The sequence below is a fragment of the Pseudomonas paraversuta genome (genome assembly GCF_904063065.1).
GTDB lineage: Bacteria > Pseudomonadota > Gammaproteobacteria > Pseudomonadales > Pseudomonadaceae > Aquipseudomonas > Aquipseudomonas paraversuta.
Window position 1 is genome coordinate 24,813 of the sequence record NZ_CAJFCL010000008.1, and the last position, 25,009, is coordinate 49,821.

The window sequence follows — 25,009 nt, forward strand, 5'->3', positions numbered from 1 at the left end:
GTCTCAATCAAAGAGGGCTTCTGACGCCGCGCATTCTAGCCTTCTCTGCGGCGAGCGCAGAGAGGGCCAGACCATTCAATCAGCTCTTTTTCGACACCATGTTGTAGATCACCAGCAGGATAACCGCCCCGATCACCGCACCAATAAAGCCGGCACCCTCGCCTGCCTTATAGATACCCAGTGCCTGTCCGCCGTATGTTGCCGCCAGCGAACCGCCGATACCCAGCAGGATAGTCATGATCCAGCCCATGCTGTCGTCGCCCGGTTTCAGGAAACGGGCCAGCAGGCCAACGATCAAGCCGATAAAAATGGTTCCGATGATGCCCATGGACGCTTCCTCTCTGTAGATGGCGTAAACCCAAGCCTAGTCAGCACTTTGGGATCACGCCATCAGAGAGTGGCGGTCACTGAATGGTTCCCGCCAATTAACGATTTACGCTTGATCGATCAACGCTTCAACACGCTGGATTTGCGCTTTGAGCGTCGCCAGGTCTGCACAACGCAGATTGGCATGACCCACTTTGCGGCCGACCTTGAAGGCCTTGCCGTAGTGATGCAAATGGCAGTCGGCAATCGCGATCACCTGCTCTACCGGCGGCACGCTGCCAATGAAGTTGAGCATTGCGCTCTCACCGACCTTGGCCGTCGAACCCAGCGGCAAACCGGCAATGGCGCGCAAATGGTTTTCGAACTGGCTGCACTCGGCGCCTTCAGTGGTCCAGTGCCCGGAGTTGTGCACACGCGGGGCAATTTCATTGGCCTTGAGGCCACCGTCGACTTCAAAGAACTCGAACGCCATCACGCCGACGTAGTCGAGTTGCTTGAGTACACGGCTCGAGTAGTCCTCGGCCAGCGCTTGCAACGGGTGATCGGTGCTGGCAACCGACAGCTTGAGAATGCCGCGGTCATGGGTGTTGTGCACCAGCGGGTAGAACCGGGTCTCGCCATCACGACCGCGCACGGCGATCAGCGACACTTCACCAGTGAAGGGTACAAAACCTTCCAGCAGGCAGGCGACGCTACCCAGCTCGGCAAAGGTACCTTCGACATCGGCCGCAGTGCGCAGCACTTTCTGGCCCTTGCCGTCATAACCCAGGGTGCGGGTCTTGAGCACGGCCGGTAACCCGATGCTGGCTACCGCTGCATCCAGATCCACCTGGGACTGGATGTCGGCAAAGTCCGGCGTCGAAATCCCCAGGTCCTTGAACATGCTTTTTTCGAACCAGCGATCACGGGCGATACGCAGCGCTTCGGCACTCGGATACACCGGTACGAATTGCGACAGGAAGGCCACGGTTTCAGCAGGAACGCTTTCGAACTCAAACGTCACCAGATCGACTTCATCGGCCAGTTGGCGCAAATGATCCGGGTCGCTGTAGTCCGCACGCAGGTGTTCACCCAGCGCAGCTGCGCAGGCATCAGGCGCCGGATCAAGGAAAGCGAAGTTCATGCCCAGCGGAGTGCCCGCCAGGGCCAGCATGCGGCCCAGTTGGCCGCCACCGATTACACCGATTTTCATCGTCAAAAACCTCAGGCTTCGCGCGGGTCTGGATTGTCCAGAACGCTGTCTGTCTGCTCAGCACGGAATGCTTTCAATACGGTATGGAACTGCGGGTGCTTGGCGCCCAGGATGCTGGCCGACAATAGCGCTGCGTTGATCGCACCCGCCTTGCCTATGGCCAGGGTGGCAACCGGGATGCCTGCAGGCATTTGCACGATCGACAGCAGCGAATCAACGCCCGACAGCATCGCCGACTGCACCGGTACACCCAGTACCGGCAAGTGGGTTTTGGCCGCACACATGCCTGGCAGGTGAGCAGCGCCACCGGCACCTGCGATGATCACCTCGATCCCGCGGCCTTCGGCCTCTTCGGCATACTGGAACAGCAAGTCCGGAGTGCGGTGGGCAGAGACCACTTTAACTTCGTAAGGAATGCCGAGTTTTTCCAGCATATCGGCGGTGTGGCTGAGGGTGGACCAATCGGACTTGGAGCCCATGATCACGCCTACCAGTGCACTCATCGTCGCGCCTCTTCTCTTGGGCGCCCGCAGGCGCGTCAAAAAACAACAAGCCACGTGGGGAAACCGACGTGGCTTGTTATAGAAATTAAGGCCGGTCAAGCCAGCCGAAGGCCGCGCAGTATACCCAAAAAGGTAAACAAAACGCATATTCCCCGACCATCTGTCTTTGATCCTGAAATCTGCTTCGACGCCCGGTTTTATTGACTTCAAGGTCAGGCCAGAAAACCTCCGGGCAGCGACTACACCGGCGCCTGGGCTGGTGCTGAAGGATTTTCCAGCTTGCGCCACAGCAAGCGCACGTTGGCCTTGCGCACCAGGGCGCAGCGGTACAAGCGAATTTCCAGCGGCACGTGCCATTGGGGCCCGCCACAGATCACCAACTCACCGCGCTCAAGCTCCGCCCGCACGCTTAACCGCGGCACCCAGGCGATGCCCAGCCCTTCAAGCGCCATGCTTTTAAGGCTGTCGGCCATGGCGGTCTCATAAATAGTGGTGAAGCGCAGGCTGCGCTGGCGCAGTAACAAATTCACCGAACGGCCCAAAAATGCCCCGGCGCTGTAGGCCAGCAACGGCACACTGGCATCGCCTTCCAGATCAAACAGCGGATTGCCGTCAGCGTCGGCAGCACACACCGGCAACATTTCGGTATTACCCAGGTGCAAGGACGGGAAAATTTCCGGGTCCATCTGCAATGCCGCATCCGGATCGTAAAAGGCCAGCATCAAATCGCAGCCGCCCTCACGCAAAGCATGCACCGCGTCTCCGACGTTAGTCGCAACAAGACGTGTCGCGATGTTCAGCCCTTCGTTACGCAACTGAGCGATCCAGCGCGGGAAAAAACCCAGCGCCAGGGAGTGTGCCGCAGCCACTTGCATGACCTCGCCCTGCCCGCCTTCCAGGTGATGCAAGTGACGCAAGACTTCGCCGAGCTGTTCGACCACGGTGCGCGCCGTGACCAAAAACAGCTGGCCGGCCGCGGTCAACTCCACCGGGGTGCGGGAACGATTCACCAGGGTCAGCCCCAGCGCCGCTTCAAGGCTGCGAATACGTCGGCTGAAGGCCGGCTGAGTCACAAAGCGACGCTCTGCCGCCTGGGAAAAACTGCGAGTGGCGGCCAGGGCACTGAAGTCCTCTAACCATTTACTTTCGAGATTCATCGAGTCCTCCCGGACGCGCACCAAATTGGGTCACACGTTCGACGCGGCCGTCGCGTCACGTCGTCATTATGCCGTTTATGCATAGGATAGTGTTTAAAGGCATTGGCCCAATTTTGTCTGCAGGCCTAGCATTCGCAGCGTTCCGGCTCAGACCGGGTCCTTATCGAGATGATTTCTATCATGTCCTCCGCTGCATCTTTCCGCACTGAAAAAGACCTGCTTGGCGTACTCGAAGTACCCGCTCAAGCGTATTACGGCATCCAGACCCTGCGAGCGGTGAACAACTTCCGTCTCTCCGGCGTTCCGATCTCGCACTACCCGAAGCTGGTCGTGGCCCTGGCCATGGTCAAGCAAGCCGCAGCTGACGCGAACCGCGAGCTGGGCCATCTGAGCGACGCCAAACACGCAGCCATCAGCGAAGCCTGTGCACGTCTGGTGCGCGGTGATTTCCACGATGAATTCGTGGTCGACATGATTCAAGGCGGCGCTGGCACTTCAACCAACATGAATGCCAACGAAGTCATCGCCAACATCGCGCTGGAGGCCATGGGCCATCAGAAGGGCGAGTACCAGTACCTGCACCCGAACAACGACGTGAACATGGCTCAGTCGACCAACGACGCTTACCCGACGGCTATCCGTCTGGGCCTGCTGTTGGGTCACGATGCACTGCTGGCCAGCCTCGATAGCCTGATTCAGGCATTCGCCGCCAAGGGCGTCGAGTTCAACCACGTATTGAAGATGGGCCGGACCCAGCTGCAAGACGCGGTACCCATGACTTTGGGTCAAGAGTTCCGCGCATTTGCCACCACCCTGGGTGAAGATCTGGCCCGCCTGAAAACTCTGGCGCCAGAGTTGCTGACCGAAGTGAACCTGGGCGGTACTGCGATTGGTACCGGCATCAACGCCGACCCGCGCTACCAGCACCTGGCCGTGACCCGTCTGGCGACCATCAGCGGCCAGCCGCTGGTACCTGCTGCCGACTTGATCGAAGCCACTTCAGACATGGGCGCCTTCGTCCTGTTCTCCGGCATGCTCAAGCGTACCGCGGTCAAACTGTCGAAGATTTGCAACGACCTGCGCCTGCTGTCCAGCGGCCCACGCACCGGCATCAACGAAATCAACTTGCCAGCGCGTCAGCCGGGCAGCTCGATCATGCCTGGCAAGGTCAATCCGGTAATCCCGGAAGCCGTCAACCAGGTGGCATTCCAGATCATCGGTAACGACCTGGCACTGACCATCGCGGCTGAAGGCGGCCAACTGCAACTGAACGTGATGGAGCCGCTGATCGCGTTCAAGATCTTCGACTCGATCCGCCTGCTGCAACGCGCCATGGACATGCTGCGCGAACATTGCATCGTTGGCATCACCGCCAACGAAGCACGTTGCCGTGAACTGGTCGAACATTCGATTGGTCTGGTGACTGCGCTGAACCCTTACATCGGCTATGAAAACGCCACCCGCATCGCCCGTATCGCCCTCGAAAGCGGCCGCGGCGTGCTGGAACTGGTGCGCGAAGAAGGCTTGCTCGACGACGCCATGCTCGACGACATCCTGCGCCCGGAAAACATGATTGCTCCGCGTCTGGTGCCTCTCAAGGCCTGATGCATGTAACAAAGTTCTGAATGCAAAGTTGCCGAGGGTGTTTTTAACGCCGCATCACCGAAGCCCAGGCACTTTGCGACAGAACTCAACGCTCACCAGGTCGAGGGACTAGACACCTCTCACCTTTTGAGGGCTTGCAGATACGTCTGCAGGCCCTTTTTTTTGCGCAAATTTTGTGAGAACCGGCTCCCACAAAGGACAAACAAAGAGGGCAAACACGACAGGATCCAAGGCCTTTTCAGACGACTCGCACATGAAAAATCAATCACTTATGCAGACGCTTCCAACACTCCTAGGTATAGTGCCGGCCCTCTTCCCGTGCGTGGGCCCTGCAACAGCGGCCACCGACAGTGCGGAAACAGCATCGTAAACCAAGCAGCAACATGGCCGGGATTCCCTTGATCGCCTACTTTTATGCCCTGTCTTGCCGGGCGTAATGAGCGATCCTGATTCGGCCGTGTTGCCATCAGATAAAAACAGCGAGGAATAATCCATGCTTGAAGTCATCAATGACTTCCTCTCAGGGAAAGTGCTAATCGTGCTCATGGTCGGGCTCGGTGGCTACTTCACGATCCGCTCGCGTTTCGTACAGTTTCGCTACTTCCTGCACATGTTTTCGGTCTTCAAAGACAGCCTGCGCAGCAGCGCCGGCGAACTTAGCTCGTTTCAGGCATTGATGCTGAGCCTGGCGGGCCGTGTGGGTGCGGGCAACATCGCCGGCGTCGGCATTGCCGTGACCCTGGGCGGCCCCGGTGCCGTGTTCTGGATGTGGGTGACCGCACTGGTCGGCATGTCCAGCAGCCTGATCGAATGTTCCCTGGGCCAGCTGTACAAGCGTCGCGACGCTGAAGGCCAACTGCGCGGCGGCCCGTCCTTCTACATGAAGTACGGCCTGGGCAAAATCTGGATGGGCAAGCTGATGGCCGTGCTGCTGCTGATCACCTTCGGTTTTGCCTTTATGGGCCTGCAAGCCCACGCCGTAACCCACTCGCTGCAAGACGCCTTCGGCTTTGAGGTCAATTACTCCGGCCTGGCCATCGCCATCCTGCTGGGGCTGGTGTTTATCGGCGGCATCAAACGTATCGCTTCGGTTGCCGACCTGCTGGTACCAGTCAAAACCCTGGCCTACATCGCAGTCACCCTCTACGTGATCGTGCTGCAATTCGACCACGTGCCGGCCATGCTGGGCCACATCGTCAAGAGCGCCTTCGGCCTCGATCCGGTGTTTGGCGGGCTGATCGGCAGCGCGATCGTGATGGGCGTCAAGCGTGGCGTATTTGCCAACGAAGCCGGCCTGGGCAGTGCTCCGAACGTAGCTGCCGTGGCCGATGTCGAGCACCCTATCGCCCAGGGCGTAGTTCAGGCGTTCAGCGTATTCCTCGACACCTTTGTGATCTGCACCTGCACCGCGCTGCTGATCCTGCTGTCCGGCTTCTACACCCCGGGCTTCGAAGGGGACGGCATCGCCCTGACCCAGAACTCCCTGGCGGCCGTCGTCGGCGAATGGGGCCGTGTGTTTATCAGCGTGGCCCTGGCGCTGTTTGTCTTTACCTCGATGCTCTACAACTACTATCTGGGTGAAAACAACCTGCGTTTCCTGGTCGGTGAGAGCCGCAAGGCACTGATCGGTTATCGCGTGCTGGTACTGGTGCTGATTTTTTGGGGTTCGATTGAAAACCTGCAAACCGTCTTCGCCTTCGCCGATATCGCCATGACCATGCTGGCGTTCGTCAACCTGGTCGCCCTGGCGATGCTGTTCAAGGTCTGCATGCGCGTGCTCAAGGACTACGACGACCAACGTCGCGCAGGGATCAAGACACCGGTGTTCGATTCCAGTAAATTCCCGGATCTGGATCTGGACCTCAAGGCCTGGCCGCCACGACCGGCCGTCACGAGCGAAGAAACAAAACGCTGACACTCACGCGGCGGTTCTAATCAGAACCGCCGCGTTTTTGCTTATGGAGACTCATAAATGACTGCAGCCACCCATCACCCAGCCCAGCGCGTCATGGTGCTCTACACCGGCGGCACCATCGGCATGCAAGCCAGCGCCAACGGCCTGGCCCCGGCATCGGGCTTTGAAGCGCGCATGGCTGATTACCTCGCCAGCCAGCCACAGCTGCAAGTACCGCAGTGGCGCTTTCGCGAGATGAGCCCACTGATCGACAGCGCCAACATGACGCCCGCCTACTGGTTGCGCCTGCGCACAGCGATCATCGAAGCCGTTGAACAGGATGACTGCGATTCGGTATTGGTCCTGCATGGCACCGACACCCTGGCCTACAGCGCAGCGGCGATGTGCTTTCAACTGCTGGGGTTGCCGGCGCCGGTAGTGTTCACCGGCTCCATGCTGCCTGCGGGTGTGCCCGACAGCGATGCCTGGGAAAACGTCAGCGGTGCATTGAGCGCACTGGGGCAAGGCCAGCCCCACGGCGTGCAGCTGTACTTCCACGGCGCGTTGCTGGCACCGACACGCTGCGCCAAAGTGCGCAGCTTCGGACGCAACCCGTTTGTCGCGCTCAAGCGCAATGGCGGTACCCCCAAGGCCAATACCTTGCCGGGTGAGCTGATGTATCGCCAGCCCCGGCACGAAGCCAGTGTCGGCGTACTGCCACTGGTCCCGGGGATTGGCGCGGCGCAACTGGATGCCCTGCTCAATAGCGGGATTGAGGCGCTGGTGCTGGAGTGCTTCGGCAGCGGCACCGGCCCCAGCGACAATCCGGCCTTCCTCGCCAGCCTGCAGCGGGCGCAGCAAAACGGCATAGTGGTGGTCGCCATTACCCAATGCCATGAAGGTGGCGTGGAACTGGACGTGTACGAAGCGGGCAGCCGCTTGCGTGAAGCCGGCGTGCTCTCGGGCGGCGGCATGACCCGGGAAGCGGCGTTCGGCAAACTGCACGCGTTACTGGGGGCCGATTTGCCCCTGGCAGAAGTGCGTCAGCTGGTCGAGCTGGATCTGTGCGGCGAGCTGGCGTAACCAGCTCCCCTTCCATCTGTAGGAGCGAGCTTGCCTCGCGATCTTTAAAAAATCAAAAGATCGCGAGACAAGCTAGCTCCTACAGCGTCAGGGTACAGAGCTACATCGGGATCTATTTCACACCCCGGCACACAACTTGCTCGCTTCCTGCACCCTCATGCAGGAAGCCAACATGCTGCACTCCCACCTCACTACCCTCAACGCTGTATCGCTGGTACTCAGCACCTTCGAGGCCGAAGGCCTGTCCTGCGAAGCATTGCTGGCCGGCAGCGGCATTCGGGCCGCCGATCTGAGCCGCGCCGACACGCGCATTACCGCCAGCCAGGAAATGCAGGTGTGCGCCAACGCCGTGGCCTTGCGCCGCGAAATAGGCCTTGAGCTGGGGCGACGCATGCATGTGTCGTCCTACGGCATGCTCGGCTATGCCATGCTCACCAGTGCCACCTTAGGTGACGCTTTACGCCTGGCCTTGCGCTATCCGGCGCTACTGGGAACACTTTTCGAGCTCAGCCTCAGGGTCGAAGGCGAACACGTGTGGTTCTGCGCTGACCACTATCACGAAAATCCGCAGCTGGCCGTGTTCAATGCACAACTTTGCCTGGTGTCATTGACCGTTATTTGCCAGGACCTGCTGGGGCAGCCGTTACCCCTGCTGGCCGCCCGCTTCGCCCATAGCAAGCCGGACTATCACGCAAGCTATGACAGCACCTTCGACTGCACACGCACGTTCGAGGCTCAGGACAACGGCTTTGCCTTTGCCAGACACTGGCTCGATCACCCTCTGCCGCTGGCCGATGCCATCACCCACCAGGCGATGGCCGTGCGCTGCCGTAAACAAAACCTGGAGTTCACCGGCCGTCAGACCTGGCTGTCACGCATCCGCCAGCTGCTCGCCGGCCAACTGCATGCGGCACCGGGGCTGGAGGGCCTGGCCGAGCAGATGACCTGCTCGCCACGCACTTTGCGCCGGCACCTGCGTGACGCCGGATGCAGCTATCAGGGGCTGCTCGACGAATTGCGCTTCGAGCGCGCCAAGCTGTTGCTCCACGAAACCGAATGGCCGATTTATCGGATTGCCGAAACCCTGGGCTTTAGCGAAACCGCGAGTTTTCGCCACGCGTTTGTACGCTGGAGCGGTGTCGCACCCAGCCAGTTCCGCGCGTAATAAAACCGTAGGAGCGAGCTTGCTCGCGAGCTCTTGATCGCGACATGGAAGAGCTCGCTGCTACAGGTTTCAGTGGTTCAGGGGGCGAATTTCGGTCAGTGATTTCGGCCATATTTATCCCCTTTTGGCCGCTCCTGCCGTTCTCTGAAACCACCGCTGCCGCAAGACTGTAGGCCAACGCTCTAGCCTACGGAGAACAAGAAAAATGCTGACTATCTACTCGGACGATCACCATCTGCATCATGGCCGTTGTGAATTGATAGACGGGCAACTGATGCCCTGCTTTGAAATGCCCTCCCGCGCCGACCATATTCTGCAGCGCGTTCAAACCCGTGAGCTGGGGCCGGTGCAAGCCCCGCAAGACTTCGGACGCGATCCGATCCTGCGTGTGCACAGCGCGGCATATCTGGATTTTTTCGAGGGCGCCTGGGCGCGCTGGGCCGAGCAGGGTCTTGACGGCGACTTGATGCCCTACACCTGGCCTGCCCGCACCCTGCGCGCCATAGTGCCTGCCAGCTTGCACGGCCAACTCGGCTATTACAGTTTCGATGGCGGCGCCCCGATTACAGCGGGCACCTGGCGCGCAGCCTATAGCGCAGCCCAGGTTGCACTCACCGCCCAGGCCGCCATCCAGAACGGCGCCCCCAGTGCTTTCGCCCTGTGCCGTCCACCGGGGCACCACGCCGCCGGCGATTTGATGGGCGGTTATTGCTACCTCAACAATGCCGCGATTGCCGCTCAGGCCTTCCTGGACCAGGGTGGTAAAAAAGTGGCGATCCTCGACGTGGACTATCACCACGGCAACGGTACGCAGTCGATTTTCTATGAACGCAACGACGTGCTGTTCACTTCGATCCACGGCCATCCCGAAGCCGAATTCCCGTTCTTTTTGGGCTATGAAGACGAACTGGGCGAAGGTCCGGGTGCAGGCTTCAACTTCAACTATCCGCTGGCGGCCGGGTCGGCATGGGAGCGCTGGAGCGCGGCGCTGGAACTGGCCTGTGGCGAAATCGAAGGTTACGACGCTGATGTGCTGGTGGTTTCTCTGGGCGTGGACACCTTCAAGAACGACCCTATCTCCCAGTTCAAACTCGATAGCCCGGACTATCTGCGCATGGGCGAACGTATTGCACGCCTGGGCAAACCGACGCTGTTCGTGATGGAGGGTGGCTACGCGGTAGAAGAAATCGGGATCAATGCGGTCAATGTGCTCGAGGGGTTCGAAAGCGCCCGATAAGCCCCCGAACCTGCAGGAGCGAGCTTTACCGCGCAGCAACCAACAGCTCGCTCCTACAACCAGACCTTGCCCAGGCGGGCCAGCGCTGCCTTGATATCGGCCTCAGGCACCGCGGCAAAACCCAGCACCAGCCCTGCACGTTTATCCACAGGCACGCTCGAGTCTTGCAGCCAGTAGCCACTCAAACCGTTGATCTCCACCTCGGCCGCTTTGGCCTGAGCCAGCAATTGCTGTTCGCGCTCGAAACTTATGACCGGCACCGTCACATGCAGCCCCGCTGCAATGCTCGGCACCGGCCCCATCCCCGCTACCCCCTGGGGCCAATCTGCCAACAATGCATTACGCCGGCTCAAGGCCGCACGCCGCATGCGCCGGATATGCCGCTGAAAGTGCCCGGCAGCCATGAATTCGGCCATCACGGCCTGGGTACTGACCTCCGAATGCCGCATATCCAGGGAGCGCCGCCGGGCGAAAGGCTCAATCAAACCCTTGGGCAAGACCAGGTACCCCAGACGCAAGGCCGGGAACACCACTTTGCCGAAGGTACCGACATAGATCACCCGCCCCTGACGGTCCAGTGCCGCCAACGGGGCCAGCGGGGCCCCGCAGTAACGGTACTCGCCGTCGTAATCGTCTTCGATGATCCAGCCCTGGTTGCGCTCGGCCCAGTCCAGCAACTCAAGGCGCCTGGCCAGACTCATGGTGACACCCGTCGGGTACTGGTGGGATGGCGTCACATAGGCCAGCCGGCAGTTATTCAACTGCTTGAGTGCCGAGCAATCCATACCCTCCTGATCGACCGCTATGCCCTGCATTTTTGCCCCTGCAATCGCAAAGGCATGGGCCGCTGCGCGGTAGCCGGGATTCTCGACCGCCACCCCGTCGCCAGGCTCAACCAGCAGCTGTGCACAAAGGCTAATTCCTTGCTGCGCGCCACTGGTGATCAAAATTTGATCGGCCGAGCACGATAAACCACGGGAAGTGCGCAAATAGACGGCAATTAATTCACGCAGCCGCTCATCCCCTGCCGGATTGCCATAACACAGCTGCTGCAAGTCCGGCTTACGCCAAAAAGCCGCCTGCAGCTTGCTCCAGACCTCGAAAGGGAATAAGTCAAAGGCTGGCACCCCCACCCGGAAAGCTCGCGGAACTCCGCTCGGAGGAAGGTCAAGCGAGTGCTGGCCAACCCTGTCCAAAGCAGTGCTGTGGATAACTTTACTGGACGTAATTACAGGTAAATCAGCCTTTTTTGTGGATAACCCTGGGGATAAGCCTGTTGAAAACCCTGTGGACAAGTTGGTGGACAACTTTTTTCGCGGGAGGGCTTTTTCCGGCAACTGCGCGACATAAGTGCCATCACCGATTCGCCCCTCTAGAAAGCCCTCGGCATACAACTGGTCATAGGCCCGTACCACGCTGTTTCGGGAGATGCCGAGCGCCAGCGCCAGATCGCGACTCGCCGGCAACCGCGAGCCACTGCCAAGGCGGCCATCCAGTACCCGCTGGCGCAATGCCTGATAGAGCTGGCGGGTCAGGCCTTTTTTTGGATCAAGCTCGATACCGGCAGGGTTGAAGGCGATGGACAGCGCTGAATCCGGCATGGATTGGACCTATAAAAATGACCATTAATGGCTCTTACAACGAGCCAATAGCCTGCCTAGGATGCAGTCATTCGCCAAGGAAAATTTCTATGTACGTGCCCCGCGCCTTCGCAGAAAGTGACATTCACCTCTTGCATCAGCAGATGCAGGCCACCCCGTTGCCCGTGCTTGTGACCCATGGCAGCCAGGGCCTGGTCGCCAGCCATGTACCACTGCTGCTGAACCCGGACGAAGGCCCCAACGGCACGCTGTATGGCCACCTTGCCCGTGCCAACCCCCATTGGCAGGCACTTGCGCAAGGCGCCGAGGCGCTGGTTATTTTTGCCGGGGAGCAGGCTTATGTCAGTCCGTCCTTCTACCCCAGCAAAGCTGAAGACGGCAAATCCGTACCCACCTGGAACTACCTTGCCGTTCACGCCTACGGCCAGGCCCAGGTGTTCGATGATGCCGAGCGCCTGCTGGCCCTGGTCAGTCGCCTGAGCAACAAGCACGAAGCCGGTCGCGCCGAGCCGTGGTCCGTCAGCGACGCCCCCCGGGATTACATCGACAGCATGCTCAAGGCGATTGTGGGTTTCAGCCTGCCGATCACCCGCCTCAACGGTAAACGCAAACTCAGCCAGAACCGTAGCGCCGCCGACCAGACCGGTGTGCGCAATGGACTGCTGGCCAGCAACAACCCGCAAGACCACGCCCTCGCTCAATTAATTGCTAAGGAATAGCAACATGGCTCAGCCACTGCAGATCAAACCCGCCAGCGCCGCCGATCACGATCAATGGCTGCCGCTCTGGCAGGCGTATTTGAGTTTCTATAAAACCGAACTGCCCGCCGCAGTCAGCCAGTCGACCTGGGAGCGTTTTCTCGACCCGGCCGAACCGACCCACCTGGCGCTCGCCTGGAAGGGCAACGAAGCTGTAGGCATGGTGCAGTTCATTTATCACCGCTCCAACTGGAGCATTGGAAACTCCTGCTACCTTCAAGACCTGTTTGTCAGCCCCCAGGTGCGCGGCACCGGTGCCGGGCGCTTGTTGATCGAGCATGTATACGCCACCGCCAAAGACAATCAGTGCGCCAAGGTGCACTGGCTGACCCACGAGACCAACGCTACCGCCATTCAGCTCTATGAGCGAATAGCCGAGCGCCCCGGCTTTATTCAATTTCGCAAAGCCTTGTCATGAAAGGAACGCGCAATGCCTGAAGATCTACAACATTGGCAGCCAGCCAGAACCCCGGATACGCGAACCCTCGAAGGACGCTTCATTCGTCTGGAAAAGCTCGACCCGGCCCGTCATGGCGATGAATTATGGCTAGCCTTACAAGGCCCCGAGGGCGATCCCAAGCTGTGGGATTACTTGCCGTACGGGCCTTTCAATGAACGCCCGGCATTTGATGCCTGGCTGCAGAACAACGCGGCCAGCCGCGACCCGCACTTCTATACCGTCGTCGATCAGGCCAGTGGCCAGGCCCAGGGCACCATCAGCCTGATGTGCATTGTTGCCGAACACGGACGCATAGAGATCGGCCACGTCACGTTCGGCGCGCCGATGCAGCGCTCGCCGAAAAGTACCGAGGCGGTCTACTTGCTGGCCAAGGAGGCTTTCGCCCTGGGCAATCGACGTCTGGAGTGGAAGTGCAACAATGACAACGCCAGATCGAAACGTACTGCAGTACGACTCGGGTACACATACGAAGGTGTCTTCCGCCAGCATATGGTGGTTAAAGGCAAAAATCGTGATACCACGTGGTACAGCATTATCGGTACGGAATGGCCCGCTATAGCGGCAGGCTTTGAAAAATGGCTGGCACTGGATAACCAACCAGAAAGTGGCCAGATCAAGTCTCTGGAAGAATGCAGGGCAGCAACTGTATAAAATTTGATCAATGCGCCCGACAAGGACTGTCGGGCGTTTTTGTGTCTGGAAGGGGTTAAAACTTTACTGGGGTTTAACCGGGTCATTTCTGCACCCGTCACTCAGCCCTTATGGGTGATGAGCTGACAAACCCCGCGAGCAATCTCGTTCCTGCAGGTCTGTACGCACCTCAAATTGCAGGCAAAAAAAAGGGGAGCACATGCTCCCCCGAGGTTTAAAGCGTTTGGATCAAAGGCGGTATCAGGCTTCGATTTCGATCAGGATTTCGCCCGGGTTGACGCGATCGCCTTTGATCACATGGATGAGGAGGATCTTGCCAGCGATGGCGGCCTGTACTTCGGTCTCCATTTTCATCGCTTCGGTAATCAGTACCGATTGGCCAGCCTTGACGGTGTCGCCCACCTTGACCAGTACATCGACAATGTTGCCCGGCATGGCAGTGCTGACGTGCCCAGGCTCGCTGGCCTGCTTGCGTTTGCTGGATGCACCGCCGACGAACTGGTTGAGCGGCTCGAACACCACTTCTTCGGGCATGCCGTCGATGGACAGGTAGAAGTGGCGCTTGCCCTCAGCCTTGACGCCCACACCGGTGATGTCGACGCGATAGCTTTCACCGTGGACGTCGATCACGAACTCGGTCGGTACGCCTTCGCCACCGGCGCTGCTCACGCCGCCCGCTTCAGGAATAGGCAGCAGCACTTCCGGCGCCAGGGTGCCAGCAGCACGCTCCTCGAGGAACTTGCGACCGATATCCGGGAACATGGCGTAGGTCAGCACGTCCTCTTCGGACTTGGCCAGCGCGCCGATTTCGCCACGCAACTTGACCATTTCCGGCTTGAGCAGGTCCGCTGGACGCACGTCGATCAGCTCTTCGTTGCCGATGGCCTGACGACGCAACTGCTCGTTGACCACGCCCGGCGCTTTGCCGTAGCCGCCCTGCAGGTAGAGCTTCACTTCGTTGGTGATGGTTTTGTAGCGCTCGCCGGCCAGTACGTTGAAAAACGCCTGGGTGCCGACGATCTGCGAGGTCGGGGTGACCAGCGGCGGGAAGCCCAGGTCTTCACGCACACGCGGGATTTCGGCCAGCACTTCGCTCATGCGGTTCAGCGCGCCCTGCTCTTTGAGCTGGTTGGCGAGGTTGGAGATCATCCCGCCCGGCACCTGATTGACCTGAACCCGGGTGTCGACCGCGGTGAATTCGCTTTCAAACTGGTGGTATTTTTTGCGCACGGCGTAGAAGTACAGACCGATTTCCTGCAGCAGCGCCAGGTCGAGGCCAGTGTCGTATTCGCTGCCTTTAAGGGCGGCAACCATCGACTCGGTACCCGGGTGGCTGGTGCCCCATGCGAAGCTGGAGATCGCGGTGTCGATATGACTGGCACCGTTTTCGATGGCCTTGAGCTGGCACATGGCGGCCAGACCGGCAGTGTCATGGGAGTGGATAAAGATCGGCAGGCCGATTTCAGCCTTCAGCGCTTTGACCAGCTCGCCCGTGGCGTACGGCGTCAGCAGGCCGGCCATGTCCTTGATCGCCACCGAGTCGCAACCCATGGCTTCCATCTGTTTGGCCTGGGCCACAAAGGCCTCGGTGGTGTGCACCGGACTGGTGGTGTAGGCGATGGTGCCCTGGGCATGCTTGCCAGCCGCCTTGACCGCCTCGATGGCGACGCGCAGGTTGCGCACGTCATTCATGGCGTCAAAGATGCGGAATACGTCGATGCCGTTAACCGCCGCCTTGGCAACGAAGGCTTTGACCACATCATCGCTGTAGTGGCGGTAGCCGAGCAGGTTCTGGCCACGCAACAGCATTTGCAGGCGCGTGTTAGGCAAGGCTGCGCGCAACTGGCGCAGACGCTCCCACGGATCTTCTTTCAGGAAGCGTACGCAGGCATCAAAGGTGGCGCCGCCCCAGACTTCCAGCGACCAGTAGCCGACTTTGTCGAGCTTGTCGCAAATCGGCAGCATATCTTCAGTGCGCATGCGGGTGGCCAGCAGCGACTGGTGAGCATCACGCAGGATGGTGTCAGTTACAAAGATCTTATTGGACATGAAAATATTCCTCACAGGCCTGCGTGGGCGGCAATGGCGGCGGCGATGGCCAGGGCCAGCTCTTCGGGTTTGCGCTTGATCGAATAGTTGGTCAGTTCAGGGTGGCTTTCTACGAAGCTGGTATTGAACTGGCCACTACGGAATTCCGGGTTACGCAGAATTTCCTGGTAATAGGCGGCGGTGGTTTTGACCCCCTGCAGACGCATATCGTCGAGGGCACGCAAACCACGGTCCATCGCTTCTTCCCAGGTCAGCGCCCACACCACCAGTTTCAGACACATGGAGTCGTAATACGGGGGAATGGTGTAACCGGTATAGATCGCCGTGTCAGTACGCACGCCAGGCCCGCCGGGCGCGTAGTAACGGGTGATCTTGCCGAAGCTGGGCAGGAAATTGTTTTTCGGGTCTTCGGCATTGATCCGGAATTGCAGGGCAAAGCCGCGGTGATGAATGTCTTCCTGCTTGATCGACAGAGCCAGGCCGGAGGCGATGCGAATTTGTTCGCGAACAATGTCGATGCCGGTGATTTCTTCGGTGATGGTGTGTTCGACCTGCACCCGGGTATTCATCTCCATGAAGTACACCTCGCCCTCGGCGAGCAGGAACTCCACGGTACCGGCGTTCTCGTAACCCACCGCCTTGGCTGCGCGCACGGACAGGTCGCCGATGTAGGCGCGCTGCTCCGGGGTCAACTGCGGGCTTGGGGCGATTTCGATCAGCTTCTGGTTGCGGCGCTGGATCGAGCAATCACGCTCGAACAGATGCACCACGTTGCCGAAACTGTCGCCGAGAATCTGCGCCTCGATGTGCTTGGGGTTAACGATGCATTTTTCGAGAAACACTTCAGCCGAGCCAAAGGCTTTGGTGGCTTCGGAGATAACCCGAGGGAATGCCTGCTCAAGCTCTTCGCGGCTGTTGCAACGACGAATCCCGCGACCGCCGCCACCCGATGTGGCTTTAAGCATCACCGGGTAACCAATGCGCTCGCCTTCGATCAGTGCTTCGTGGATATCGGCAACGTTGCCCTCAGTGCCCGGAGTAACCGGCACACCGGCCTTGATCATGCTGCGGCGCGCTTCGGTCTTGTCGCCCATGCGGCGAATGACTTCAGCGGACGGACCAATGAACTTGATTCCGCGCTCGGCGCAAATGTCAGCCAGTTCGGCATTTTCTGACAGAAAACCGTAACCGGGATGCAAGGCATCACAACCGGTTTCAACGGCCAGGTTCACCAGCTTGCGCGGGTTGAGATAGCCGGCCAGCGGGTCTTCGCCAATGCTGTGCGCTTCATCGGCGCGCTTGACGTGCAAGGCATGCCGGTCAGCTTCGGAATAGACCGCAACAGAGCGGATACCCATCTCGGCGCAGGCACGCACGATGCGGACGGCAATTTCTCCGCGGTTGGCGATCAGGATCTTTTTTATCACTTGGAGTTTTCCTAAAGCCTATGGAACAAACGACCTGCTAGACCAGGTCGGCACGTGTCCAAATGTGTCTGAACCGTTGTGGGCTCACACTAGACCCACGCAGAGATAAACAAAAATCAATATTTCTTGGGTGATGCATAAGCGAAGACTTATAGTTGAATGACTTGCTCAGCCGGATAACTTACAAAAAATGCGTAAGTCATTGATGCGTATCACTTTTAGGCAACTTCAAGTTTTCAACGAAGTCTGCGATCTGCGCTCTTACAGCCGTGCAGCTGAAGAAATGTCTCTCACTCAACCCGCCGTCAGTCTGCAAATTCGGCAGCTGGAAGAGCTGATCGGGCAGCCTTTATTCGATTACGTCGGTAAAAAGCTGTACATGACCGAGGCCGCTGAAGCGCTTCAGCTGGCCAGTCGAGATATTTTCGGGCGCCTGGAAAATCTCGATATGCAGCTTTCCGACATGCTGGGGTCACTGCAGGGGCAGCTGAAACTGGCGGTCGAATCGAGCGCCAAGTATTTCGTCCCGCACCTGTTTGCCGCATTCAAGCGCCAGCATCCGGAAGTCAATTTGCAGCTCACCGTGGTCAATCGCGCACAGGCCGTGCGCAGGCTGTCGGATAACCGCGACGACCTGGTGATTATGTCGATGGTGCCGCAAGACATGGGCCTGGAATTTTTACCGTTTTTGAATAATCCGATTGTTGCCGTGGTCCCGGCGGATCACCCGCTGTGCGCTCTGGGCCCGTTACGTTTACAGGATCTGGAGCCTTACACCCTGCTGATGCGCGAGCAGGGATCGGGCACGCGCATGGCCTGCGAAGAATATTTCAAGGAAAAGCGCGTGCACTTCAATCACACACTGGAAGTGGCATCGAACGAATCCCAGCGTGAATGCGCAGTGGCCGGGCTGGGAGTGGCGCTGTTGACGCGCCACGCCGTCAGCCTGGAGCTGGCGACCGGACTGCTGCGCGAGCTGCCGGTCGAGGAGTTGCCGCTGTATCGCAGCTGGTGCGTGGTGCAGGCCAAAGCCAAGCGCCTGTCACCGGTGGCCCATGCTTTTCTGGACTTTATTCGCAGTGAACGCCTGCAAATCAGCGCACTGGTTGAGCGTTTCGACGGTCACTTGCCGAAATAGCCTGCCAGTAGTTAAGCGAGTTGAGGTCGGGATAATCGGCAGTTTCCATACTCAACTGACGCTGATTCGTACGGTCTTCAATCGCACGACGGAAGGCCATGCGCCGCTGGTCTTCTTGCTGACGACGGGTTTTGACGGCGCTGTTGCGTTCTTCGTAAGGCTGGGCCATTTCGAGTCTCCCAAGGCGTGTACGGGAGTTTCACGATGGACTTTGTTTATGACGACTTGGCGAAAGGGGGATGACAGGAAAATGAAGGCTGACAAAGTGCCTTATCTGCAGGAGCGAGCTTGCCTCGCGATCTTTTAAAGATCAAAAGCTCGCTCCTGCAGTAATTGTGCGGCGCTTAGTCGTCGTGGCTTTTCAGCGACTTGGGTGACAGGCGCAGACTGCGAAGGCTGCGTTTAACGCTTTTGAGGTGGTTGACCAGGCTTGGACCGCGGGCCATGGCAACCCCCATCGCCAGCACGTCAATCACCACCAGGTGGGCAATACGCGACGTCAGCGGGGTATAGATTTCGGTGTCTTCGTGAACATCGATCGCCAGGTTGATGGTCGAAAGCTCGGCCAGGGGCGTTTGGCTTGGACACAACGTGATCAGGGTGGCGCCACTTTCGCGCACCAGATTGGCAGTGATCAGCAGGTCTTTGGAGCGGCCGGACTGTGAGATGCAAATCGCCACGTCAGTAGGCTTCAGGGTTACGGCCGACATCGCCTGCATGTGCGGGTCAGAGTAGGCAGCAGCGGTCAGCAGCAGGCGGAAAAACTTGTGCTGGGCATCTGCCGCTACAGCGCCAGAGGCACCAAAACCATAGAACTCGACCCGCTGGGCCTGGGACATGGCCGTCACGGCTTGCTGCAACGCTACCGGGTCGAGCTTTTCGCGCACGTCCATCAAGGTGTGCAGCGTGGTGTCGAAAATTTTCAGGCTGTAATCGGCAACCGAGTCGTCTTCATGAATCGCGAACTGACCAAAGCTGGCGCCAGCGGCCAGGCTTTGGGCCAGCTTGAGTTTCAGGTCCTGAAACCCGGAGCAGCCAATCGCGCGGCAAAAACGCACGATCGTGGGCTCACTGATGCCGACGCTGTGAGCCAGATCAGCCATGGAACTGTGCATTACAGCCGCAGGATCAAGCAGCACGTGATCGGCGACCTTGAGTTCCGATTTACGTAACAGGTGGCGTGACTGGGCGATATGTTGCAGCAGGTTCAAAGGGCAGGACTCGGTCTGTAAGCGGCGGGCGCCGGGGATGTAGCAATCTTGTAGTTATACTACAAGAAATCGCTTTCTGCCCAACCAATACATCGTCCTGCTCCAGTACTTCCCGCCATGTAGCTCTTTTTGGCACTACATAACAACGACACCGGTGCGCAGCAAATCGCCTAAAGCCGTGGCGTTTACCGGACGACTGATCAAGTAACCCTGAACCTCGTCGCATCCCTGGCTCCTGAGAAACCCAAGTTGCACCTCATCTTCAACACCTTCAGCCACCACCTTGAGCTCCAGGCTGTGGGCCATGGCAATAATCGCAATGGTAATGGCATCGTCTTCGCTGCAGCGTCCGACACCGCGAATGAATACTTGATCGATCTTCACGTAATCCACGGCAAACCGCTTGAGGTAGCTGAGGGATGAATAACCGGTGCCGAAGTCATCGATCGCCAGCTTCACCCCCAACTCATGGAGCAACTGGAAGGTCGTGATGACGTGTTCAACATTGTCCAGCAGCTGGCTTTCAGTCAATTCGAGCTCCAGGCAGTGCGGCGCCAGCCCGGTTTCTTCGAGCACCTGACGCACCAGGCTGACCAGCTTGCCCTGGCGCAACTGATGCCCCGAAAGGTTGACCGAAACCCGTATCGCAGCCAGCCCCGCACGTTGCCACTCACAGGCCTGACGACAGGCTTCGCGCAGCACAAACTCGCCGATGGCACCGATCAGGCCGGTCTCTTCAGCCAGGGCAATAAAGTCGCTCGGTGGCACGCTGCCCAACTGGGGATGGTCCCAACGCACCAACGCTTCGGCCGCATGCAGACGTCCCGTACGCAGGCACAGCTTGGGTTGATAGAAAACGTTGAGCTGGCCTTCGGCGATGGCTTTACGCAGTTGGTTTTCCAGCTGAAAACGCTCAAGGGTACTGTGTTGCAGACTGTGACTAAAAAACTGAAAAGTACCGCCGCCCACGTGCTTGGCTTGCTGCATGGCCTGGCTTGCCTGATTGACCAGGGTCGCAATGTCTCGGGCGCTGTCGGGCAACAGGCTGATCCCCATCGACGCACTGATCACCAGTTCATGGCCATCAATCAGCAACGGGCGGCTGAGTTTGCTCAACAAGCGGGTGGCCACCCGCGCCAGGCTGGTCAGGCTGGCATAGGTATCGAACAGGACAGCAAACTCATCGCCCGACAGGCGCGCAATGGTGTCGGCCTCGGGCAAGGCCTTGGTGAGGCGCTCTGCCACTTGCTGCAGCACCTGGTCTGCCAGTTCATGCCCAAGACTGTCGTTGAGCAGCTTGAAACGGTCGAGATCGATGTGCAGCAGCGCCAGGTTGCGCGAGCCTTGACGCACCCGCTGGCTGGCCTCCTCCAGACGCTCCTTGAATAAAAGGCGATTGGCCAGACCGGTGAGCTCATCAAAATGGGTCAGGTGGCGCACCCGCACCTCAGAAATGCGGCGCGCTGAAAGGTCGCTGATAAAGGCCACGATATGACTGACACTCCCGGCCCCGTCGCGCACCACTTTGAGTTGCAGCCACTGAGGATAGAGTTCGCCGTTTTTGCGGGTTTCAACCAACTCCCCTTGCCAGCTGTCATGCAGGCCAAGCAAGGCCTGAATGGCTGGAAAATGACGACAGGCATCGCGGCTGCAGGCCAGCTCATCGACCCGGCGCCCGGTCAGCTCTTCAACCGCATAGCCACTGATATGACTAAACGCCTGATTGACCGCCAGCATTTTGTAAGCCGGGTCGAGAATCACGATACCTTCGCCGGCCGCTTCAAACACGGTTGCGGCCAATCGCCGCTGCTCCACTTCACGCGCCAGTTCGATGTTGAGCTGTTTACTCAGGACGTTGGCTTGCTGCAGGTCTTCAAACACCTTCTGGTGATGCCGACGACGTATGTGTCGGTCCTGATTGATTTTCCAGCCGAGCACACCCACCAGCGCCAGAAAAATACCGGACCCTATGCCAATAACACCACCCAGCGAGCTAAAACCCTGAATCATTGGCAAAATTCTTAATTAGTGGATGAGCCAAAAAGTTTCCCGAGCATACACAAGCAACGCCTGCTACCAAATAGACGAAAACAGCGGCACGAATTCATCCGCACACTCCGTTCACTGCCGGCCCTGCTTTTCATCACAACCGGCAAAGCAATGCCCGACACGGATTGGGGTTTGCCCGGTTTGCCTGCTCCCCCTAGAATGGCCCGATGCGCGATGATCTCTCTCTATTATTAAATTCTCTCAACGATGCCCAACGTCAGGCCGTCACGGCCAGTGTCGGGCGTCAGTTGGTTCTGGCCGGCGCAGGTTCCGGCAAAACCCGTGTGCTGGTGCACCGTATCGCCTGGTTGATCCAGGTCGAAAACGCGTCGCCCCACTCCGTACTGTCGGTGACGTTCACCAACAAGGCCGCTGCCGAGATGCGTCATCGCATCGAACAGTTGATGGGTATCAACCCGGCCGGCATGTGGGTAGGCACCTTCCACGGCCTGGCTCACCGCCTGTTGCGTGCTCACTGGCAAGAAGCCGGGCTGAGCCAGACCTTCCAGATTCTCGACAGCGATGACCAGCAACGCTTGGTCAAACGGGTGATTCGCGAGCTGGGCCTCGATGAACAGCGCTGGCCGGTGCGTCAGGCGCAATGGTTTATCAACGGCCAGAAAGATGAAGGCCTGCGCCCCAAACACATTCAGGCCAGCGGCGATTTGTTCCTGGCCACCATGCGCAATATTTACGAAGCCTATGAAGCCGCGTGCCAGCGCGCCGGTGTGATCGACTTCTCCGAGCTGCTGTTGCGCGCCCTCGACCTGTGGCGCGACAACCCGGGGCTGCTGGCGCATTACCAGAAGCGTTTCCGGCACATTCTGGTGGACGAATTCCAGGACACCAACGCCGTTCAGTACGCCTGGCTCAGACTCCTGGCCCAGGGCGGCGACAGCTTGATGGTGGTGGGCGATGACGACCAGTCGATTTACGGCTGGCGCGGCGCCAAGATTGAAAACATCTATCAGTATTCAACCGACTTCCCGGACGCCGAAACCATTCGTCTGGAACAAAACTATCGCTCCAGTGCCGGCATCCTCAAAGCGGCCAACGCCCTGATTGCCAACAACACCGGGCGCATGGGCAAAGAACTGTGGACCGACGGCGGCGAAGGCGAAGCGATCAATTTGTACGCGGCCTTCAATGAGCACGACGAAGCACGGTATGTAGTCGAAACCATCGAAAGCGCCCTGAAAACCGGTCTTTCCCACAGCGATATCGCCATTCTGTACCGCTCCAACGCCCAGTCCCGGGTGCTTGAGGAAGCGTTGCTGCGCGAGCGTATTCCCTACCGTATTTATGGCGGTCAGCGCTTCTTCGAACGCGCCGAAATTAAAAACGCCATGGCCTACATGCGCCTGCTTGAAGGCCGCGGCAATGATGCAGCGCTGGAGCGGGTAATTAACGTCCCGGCTCGCGGCATTGGCGAAAAAACCGTCGAGGCCATTCGTGAGCACGCACGCCACAGCGATGTGTCGATGTGGGAAGCCATGCGCCAGCTCATCGCCAACAAGGCTTTGCCCGGTCGCGCTTCTGGCGCCATCACCGGCTTTATCGAGCTGATCGAAAATCTTTCGGCAAAAGTCATGGAGATGCCGCTGCATCTGATGACCCAGACCGTCATCGAGCAAAGCGGACTGATTGCCTACCACCAGGCGGAAAAAGGCGAAAAAGGCCAGGCACGGGTAGAAAACCTTGAGGAACTGGTGAGCGCGGCACGCAACTTCGAAAACAATGACGAAGATGAAGAACTGTCGCCATTGGCCGCCTTCCTCGGGCACGCGTCGCTGGAAGCGGGCGACACCCAGGCCGAAGAGCACGAAGACGGCATCCAGCTGATGACGCTGCACAGCGCCAAAGGCCTGGAGTTCCCGTACGTCTTCCTGGTGGGTATGGAAGAAGGTCTGTTCCCGCACAAGATGAGCCTGGAGGAGCCCGGCCGCCTTGAAGAAGAGCGTCGTCTGGCCTACGTGGGCATCACCCGGGCGATGCATAACCTGGTGATGACCTATGCCGAAACCCGACGCCTGTACGGCGCCGAAACCTACAACAAGGTTTCACGTTTCGTGCGTGAGGTGCCGAAAGGACTGATTCAGGAAGTTCGACTTTCCAACAGTGTCAGTCGTCCTTTCGGCGGCGGTCAAAAGCAGAGTGCCAGCAGTCTGTTCGGTGGTTCGGAGATCCCGGAAACCGAATTCAAACTCGGCCAGTTGGTCAAGCATGCGGTGTTCGGCGAAGGTGTCATCCTCAACTTCGAGGGCGCAGGCGCACAGGCGCGGGTGCAGGTGAACTTCTCCGAGGGCAGCAAGTGGCTGATGATGGGCTACGCCAAACTTGAAGCCGTCTGACAGCTGGCCTACAGCTATTCAGGAATAAGATAGGTTGGCCCTGGACGCTTGCGGGAGCTGAATTGCCAGCGATACAACGAATGCGGTCACCTGATGCACCGCGTTCATGTAATCGCTGGCAAGCCAACTCCCACAAGATATTTCCCGCTCTCCTGCTTTGAAAAAATCCAACTCTTACATCCAAACAGGCAAAAGCCCGAAACACTTCACCGCTAGCCAGCCATACCTCACCTGTGCAACATGGCGCGCGTGTCATCCACAAATGGGAACCCCTTATGAAACGTTTTCTTAGCATCGCCATGGCGCTGTGCATCGGTTTGACGATGAGTCTCGACGCAAACGCCAAACGCTTCGGCGGCGGCAAGAGCTTTGGTTCGGCCCCTAGCCATCAAACGCGTCAGGCCGCTCCAGCCGCCGCAGCCCCTGCTGCTGCGGGCGCAGCTGCCAAAGCCGGCGGTGCTTCGCGCTGGCTCGGCCCTCTGGCCGGCCTCGCTGCTGGCGGCCTGCTGGCCTCCATGTTCATGGGCGGCGGCTTCCAGGGCATGCAATTCTTTGACATTCTGATCATGGCGGTCATCGCCTTCCTGATCTTCCGCTTTATTGCCGCCCGTCGCCGCAAGCAACAGTCTGAAATGATGGCCCCGGCTGGCCACGCGCCAATGCAACGCGAAGCGTTCGATGCCAAGCCTGCAGCCTCGATCTTCGGTGGCGGCTCGGCTGCACCTGCAGCACGTCCGGTGATCAACGCTCCGGCCTGGTTCAACGAACAGAACTTCCTGGAAGCTGCGCGCAACCATTTCCAATCCCTGCAACAGCACTGGGATGCCAACGAAATGGACAAGATTGCCGAGTTCGTAACCCCGCAAATGCTCGACTTCCTCAAGCGTGAACGTGCGGATCTGGGTGACGGCTTCCAGTCGACCTACATCGACAACCTGACCGTTCAACTGGACGGCCTGGATGATCGCGCTGACAAAACCATCGCGACCCTGACCTTCAGCGGTCTGTCGAAGTCTTCGCGCTTTGACCAGGGCGAAGCGTTCAGCGAAAGCTGGAACATGGAACGTCAGCAAGGTGATAACCAGCCTTGGCTGGTTGCCGGTATTCGCCAGAACGGCTAATCCATCAGGCATTGCACGCTGTAACCAAAA

At 58.9% G+C, this 25,009-nt stretch carries 21 protein-coding genes; 11 read left to right on the forward strand and 10 right to left on the reverse strand.

Annotation, left to right across the window (positions count from 1 at the left end; translation table 11 throughout):
* Positions 1 to 79: 79 nt before the first annotated feature.
* The 4 genes from JQ845_RS16765 to JQ845_RS16780 form a co-directional block, all read right to left on the reverse strand.
* Positions 80 to 328, reverse strand: a complete 249-nt coding sequence (locus JQ845_RS16765; RefSeq protein WP_003438124.1) for a GlsB/YeaQ/YmgE family stress response membrane protein — start codon at positions 326 to 328, stop codon at positions 80 to 82.
* A gap of 105 nt (positions 329 to 433) precedes the next feature.
* On the reverse strand, positions 434 to 1,519 hold the full coding sequence (locus JQ845_RS16770) for a 5-(carboxyamino)imidazole ribonucleotide synthase (protein ID WP_203009279.1): 1,086 nt from the start codon (positions 1,517 to 1,519) through the stop codon (positions 434 to 436).
* A gap of 11 nt (positions 1,520 to 1,530) precedes the next feature.
* Positions 1,531 to 2,022 carry a 5-(carboxyamino)imidazole ribonucleotide mutase gene (purE, locus tag JQ845_RS16775; protein ID WP_003438120.1) on the reverse strand — a complete coding sequence of 164 codons (492 nt, stop codon included), beginning with the start codon at positions 2,020 to 2,022 and terminating at the stop codon, positions 1,531 to 1,533.
* A gap of 239 nt (positions 2,023 to 2,261) precedes the next feature.
* The gene (locus JQ845_RS16780) at positions 2,262 to 3,179 is read right to left on the reverse strand and encodes a LysR substrate-binding domain-containing protein (protein ID WP_003438119.1); all 918 of its coding nucleotides are present in this window, start codon (positions 3,177 to 3,179) and stop codon (positions 2,262 to 2,264) included.
* A gap of 180 nt (positions 3,180 to 3,359) precedes the next feature.
* On the opposite strand from JQ845_RS16780, the gene aspA reads away from it, so the two are divergent.
* The 5 genes from aspA to JQ845_RS16805 all read left to right on the forward strand — a co-directional run bounded on the left by aspA (position 3,360) and on the right by JQ845_RS16805 (position 10,163).
* Positions 3,360 to 4,784, forward strand: coding sequence for an aspartate ammonia-lyase (gene aspA, locus JQ845_RS16785; RefSeq protein ID WP_003438118.1), 1,425 nt, complete (start codon positions 3,360 to 3,362; stop codon positions 4,782 to 4,784).
* 493 nt (positions 4,785 to 5,277) lie between these two features.
* Positions 5,278 to 6,699, forward strand: coding sequence for an alanine/glycine:cation symporter family protein (locus tag JQ845_RS16790; protein ID WP_003438116.1), 1,422 nt, complete (start codon positions 5,278 to 5,280; stop codon positions 6,697 to 6,699).
* A 57-nt stretch (positions 6,700 to 6,756) separates the two neighbouring features.
* A complete protein-coding gene (locus JQ845_RS16795) occupies positions 6,757 to 7,761 on the forward strand; it encodes an asparaginase (protein ID WP_003438114.1) in 1,005 nt (334 codons plus the stop codon).
* A gap of 172 nt (positions 7,762 to 7,933) precedes the next feature.
* Entirely contained in the window at positions 7,934 to 8,926 is a 993-nt protein-coding gene (locus tag JQ845_RS16800; protein WP_003438112.1) for an AraC family transcriptional regulator, read from the forward strand.
* A 205-nt stretch (positions 8,927 to 9,131) separates the two neighbouring features.
* The gene (locus JQ845_RS16805) at positions 9,132 to 10,163 is read left to right on the forward strand and encodes a histone deacetylase family protein (protein ID WP_003438110.1); all 1,032 of its coding nucleotides are present in this window, start codon (positions 9,132 to 9,134) and stop codon (positions 10,161 to 10,163) included.
* 53 nt (positions 10,164 to 10,216) lie between these two features.
* Here JQ845_RS16805 and pdxR read toward each other — a convergent pair whose 3' ends face one another.
* On the reverse strand, positions 10,217 to 11,764 hold the full coding sequence (pdxR, locus tag JQ845_RS16810) for a MocR-like pyridoxine biosynthesis transcription factor PdxR (RefSeq protein WP_203009280.1): 1,548 nt from the start codon (positions 11,762 to 11,764) through the stop codon (positions 10,217 to 10,219).
* Positions 11,765 to 11,853: 89 nt separating this feature from the next.
* On the opposite strand from pdxR, the gene JQ845_RS16815 reads away from it, so the two are divergent.
* From JQ845_RS16815 to JQ845_RS16825, 3 genes are read left to right on the forward strand one after another with little or no spacing between them, the layout of a single operon-like run.
* Positions 11,854 to 12,483 (forward strand): FMN-binding negative transcriptional regulator, encoded by a 630-nt coding sequence (locus JQ845_RS16815; protein ID WP_003438106.1) that lies wholly within the window; start codon positions 11,854 to 11,856, stop codon positions 12,481 to 12,483.
* A gap of 4 nt (positions 12,484 to 12,487) precedes the next feature.
* Positions 12,488 to 12,940 carry a GNAT family N-acetyltransferase gene (locus JQ845_RS16820; RefSeq protein WP_010657064.1) on the forward strand — a complete coding sequence of 151 codons (453 nt, stop codon included), beginning with the start codon at positions 12,488 to 12,490 and terminating at the stop codon, positions 12,938 to 12,940.
* A gap of 12 nt (positions 12,941 to 12,952) precedes the next feature.
* Positions 12,953 to 13,633 (forward strand): GNAT family N-acetyltransferase, encoded by a 681-nt coding sequence (locus tag JQ845_RS16825; protein ID WP_003438102.1) that lies wholly within the window; start codon positions 12,953 to 12,955, stop codon positions 13,631 to 13,633.
* Positions 13,634 to 13,873: 240 nt separating this feature from the next.
* On the opposite strand, the gene oadA is transcribed toward JQ845_RS16825, so the two are convergent.
* Together oadA and JQ845_RS16835 are read right to left on the reverse strand one after the other, a co-directional pair.
* On the reverse strand, positions 13,874 to 15,682 hold the full coding sequence (gene oadA, locus JQ845_RS16830; protein ID WP_003438100.1) for a sodium-extruding oxaloacetate decarboxylase subunit alpha: 1,809 nt from the start codon (positions 15,680 to 15,682) through the stop codon (positions 13,874 to 13,876).
* An 11-nt stretch (positions 15,683 to 15,693) separates the two neighbouring features.
* On the reverse strand, positions 15,694 to 17,109 hold the full coding sequence (locus JQ845_RS16835) for an acetyl-CoA carboxylase biotin carboxylase subunit (protein WP_003438098.1): 1,416 nt from the start codon (positions 17,107 to 17,109) through the stop codon (positions 15,694 to 15,696).
* A gap of 190 nt (positions 17,110 to 17,299) precedes the next feature.
* On the opposite strand from JQ845_RS16835, the gene JQ845_RS16840 reads away from it, so the two are divergent.
* Positions 17,300 to 18,247 carry a LysR family transcriptional regulator gene (locus JQ845_RS16840; RefSeq protein WP_003438097.1) on the forward strand — a complete coding sequence of 316 codons (948 nt, stop codon included), beginning with the start codon at positions 17,300 to 17,302 and terminating at the stop codon, positions 18,245 to 18,247.
* Here the strand turns inward: JQ845_RS16840 and JQ845_RS16845 are convergent.
* From JQ845_RS16845 to JQ845_RS16855, 3 genes are all read right to left on the reverse strand, one after another.
* Positions 18,204 to 18,416, reverse strand: a complete 213-nt coding sequence (locus tag JQ845_RS16845) for a PA3496 family putative envelope integrity protein (RefSeq protein WP_003438094.1) — start codon at positions 18,414 to 18,416, stop codon at positions 18,204 to 18,206. The two genes, JQ845_RS16840 and JQ845_RS16845, sit on opposite strands and share 44 nt — an antisense overlap.
* A gap of 175 nt (positions 18,417 to 18,591) precedes the next feature.
* Complete coding sequence (hexR, locus tag JQ845_RS16850) at positions 18,592 to 19,458, reverse strand: transcriptional regulator HexR (protein WP_003438091.1); 867 nt, start codon at positions 19,456 to 19,458, stop codon at positions 18,592 to 18,594.
* A 135-nt stretch (positions 19,459 to 19,593) separates the two neighbouring features.
* On the reverse strand, positions 19,594 to 21,468 hold the full coding sequence (locus tag JQ845_RS16855) for a putative bifunctional diguanylate cyclase/phosphodiesterase (RefSeq protein WP_010657063.1): 1,875 nt from the start codon (positions 21,466 to 21,468) through the stop codon (positions 19,594 to 19,596).
* A 206-nt stretch (positions 21,469 to 21,674) separates the two neighbouring features.
* Here JQ845_RS16855 and uvrD point away from each other — a divergent pair, with 206 nt between their 5' ends.
* Together uvrD and JQ845_RS16865 are read left to right on the forward strand one after the other, a co-directional pair.
* Positions 21,675 to 23,858, forward strand: a complete 2,184-nt coding sequence (uvrD, locus tag JQ845_RS16860) for a DNA helicase II (protein ID WP_003438087.1) — start codon at positions 21,675 to 21,677, stop codon at positions 23,856 to 23,858.
* 275 nt (positions 23,859 to 24,133) lie between these two features.
* Positions 24,134 to 24,979: a Tim44 domain-containing protein gene (locus JQ845_RS16865; protein WP_127196930.1), complete on the forward strand. Its 846-nt coding sequence runs from the start codon at positions 24,134 to 24,136 to the stop codon at positions 24,977 to 24,979.
* Positions 24,980 to 25,009: the final 30 nt, after the last annotated feature.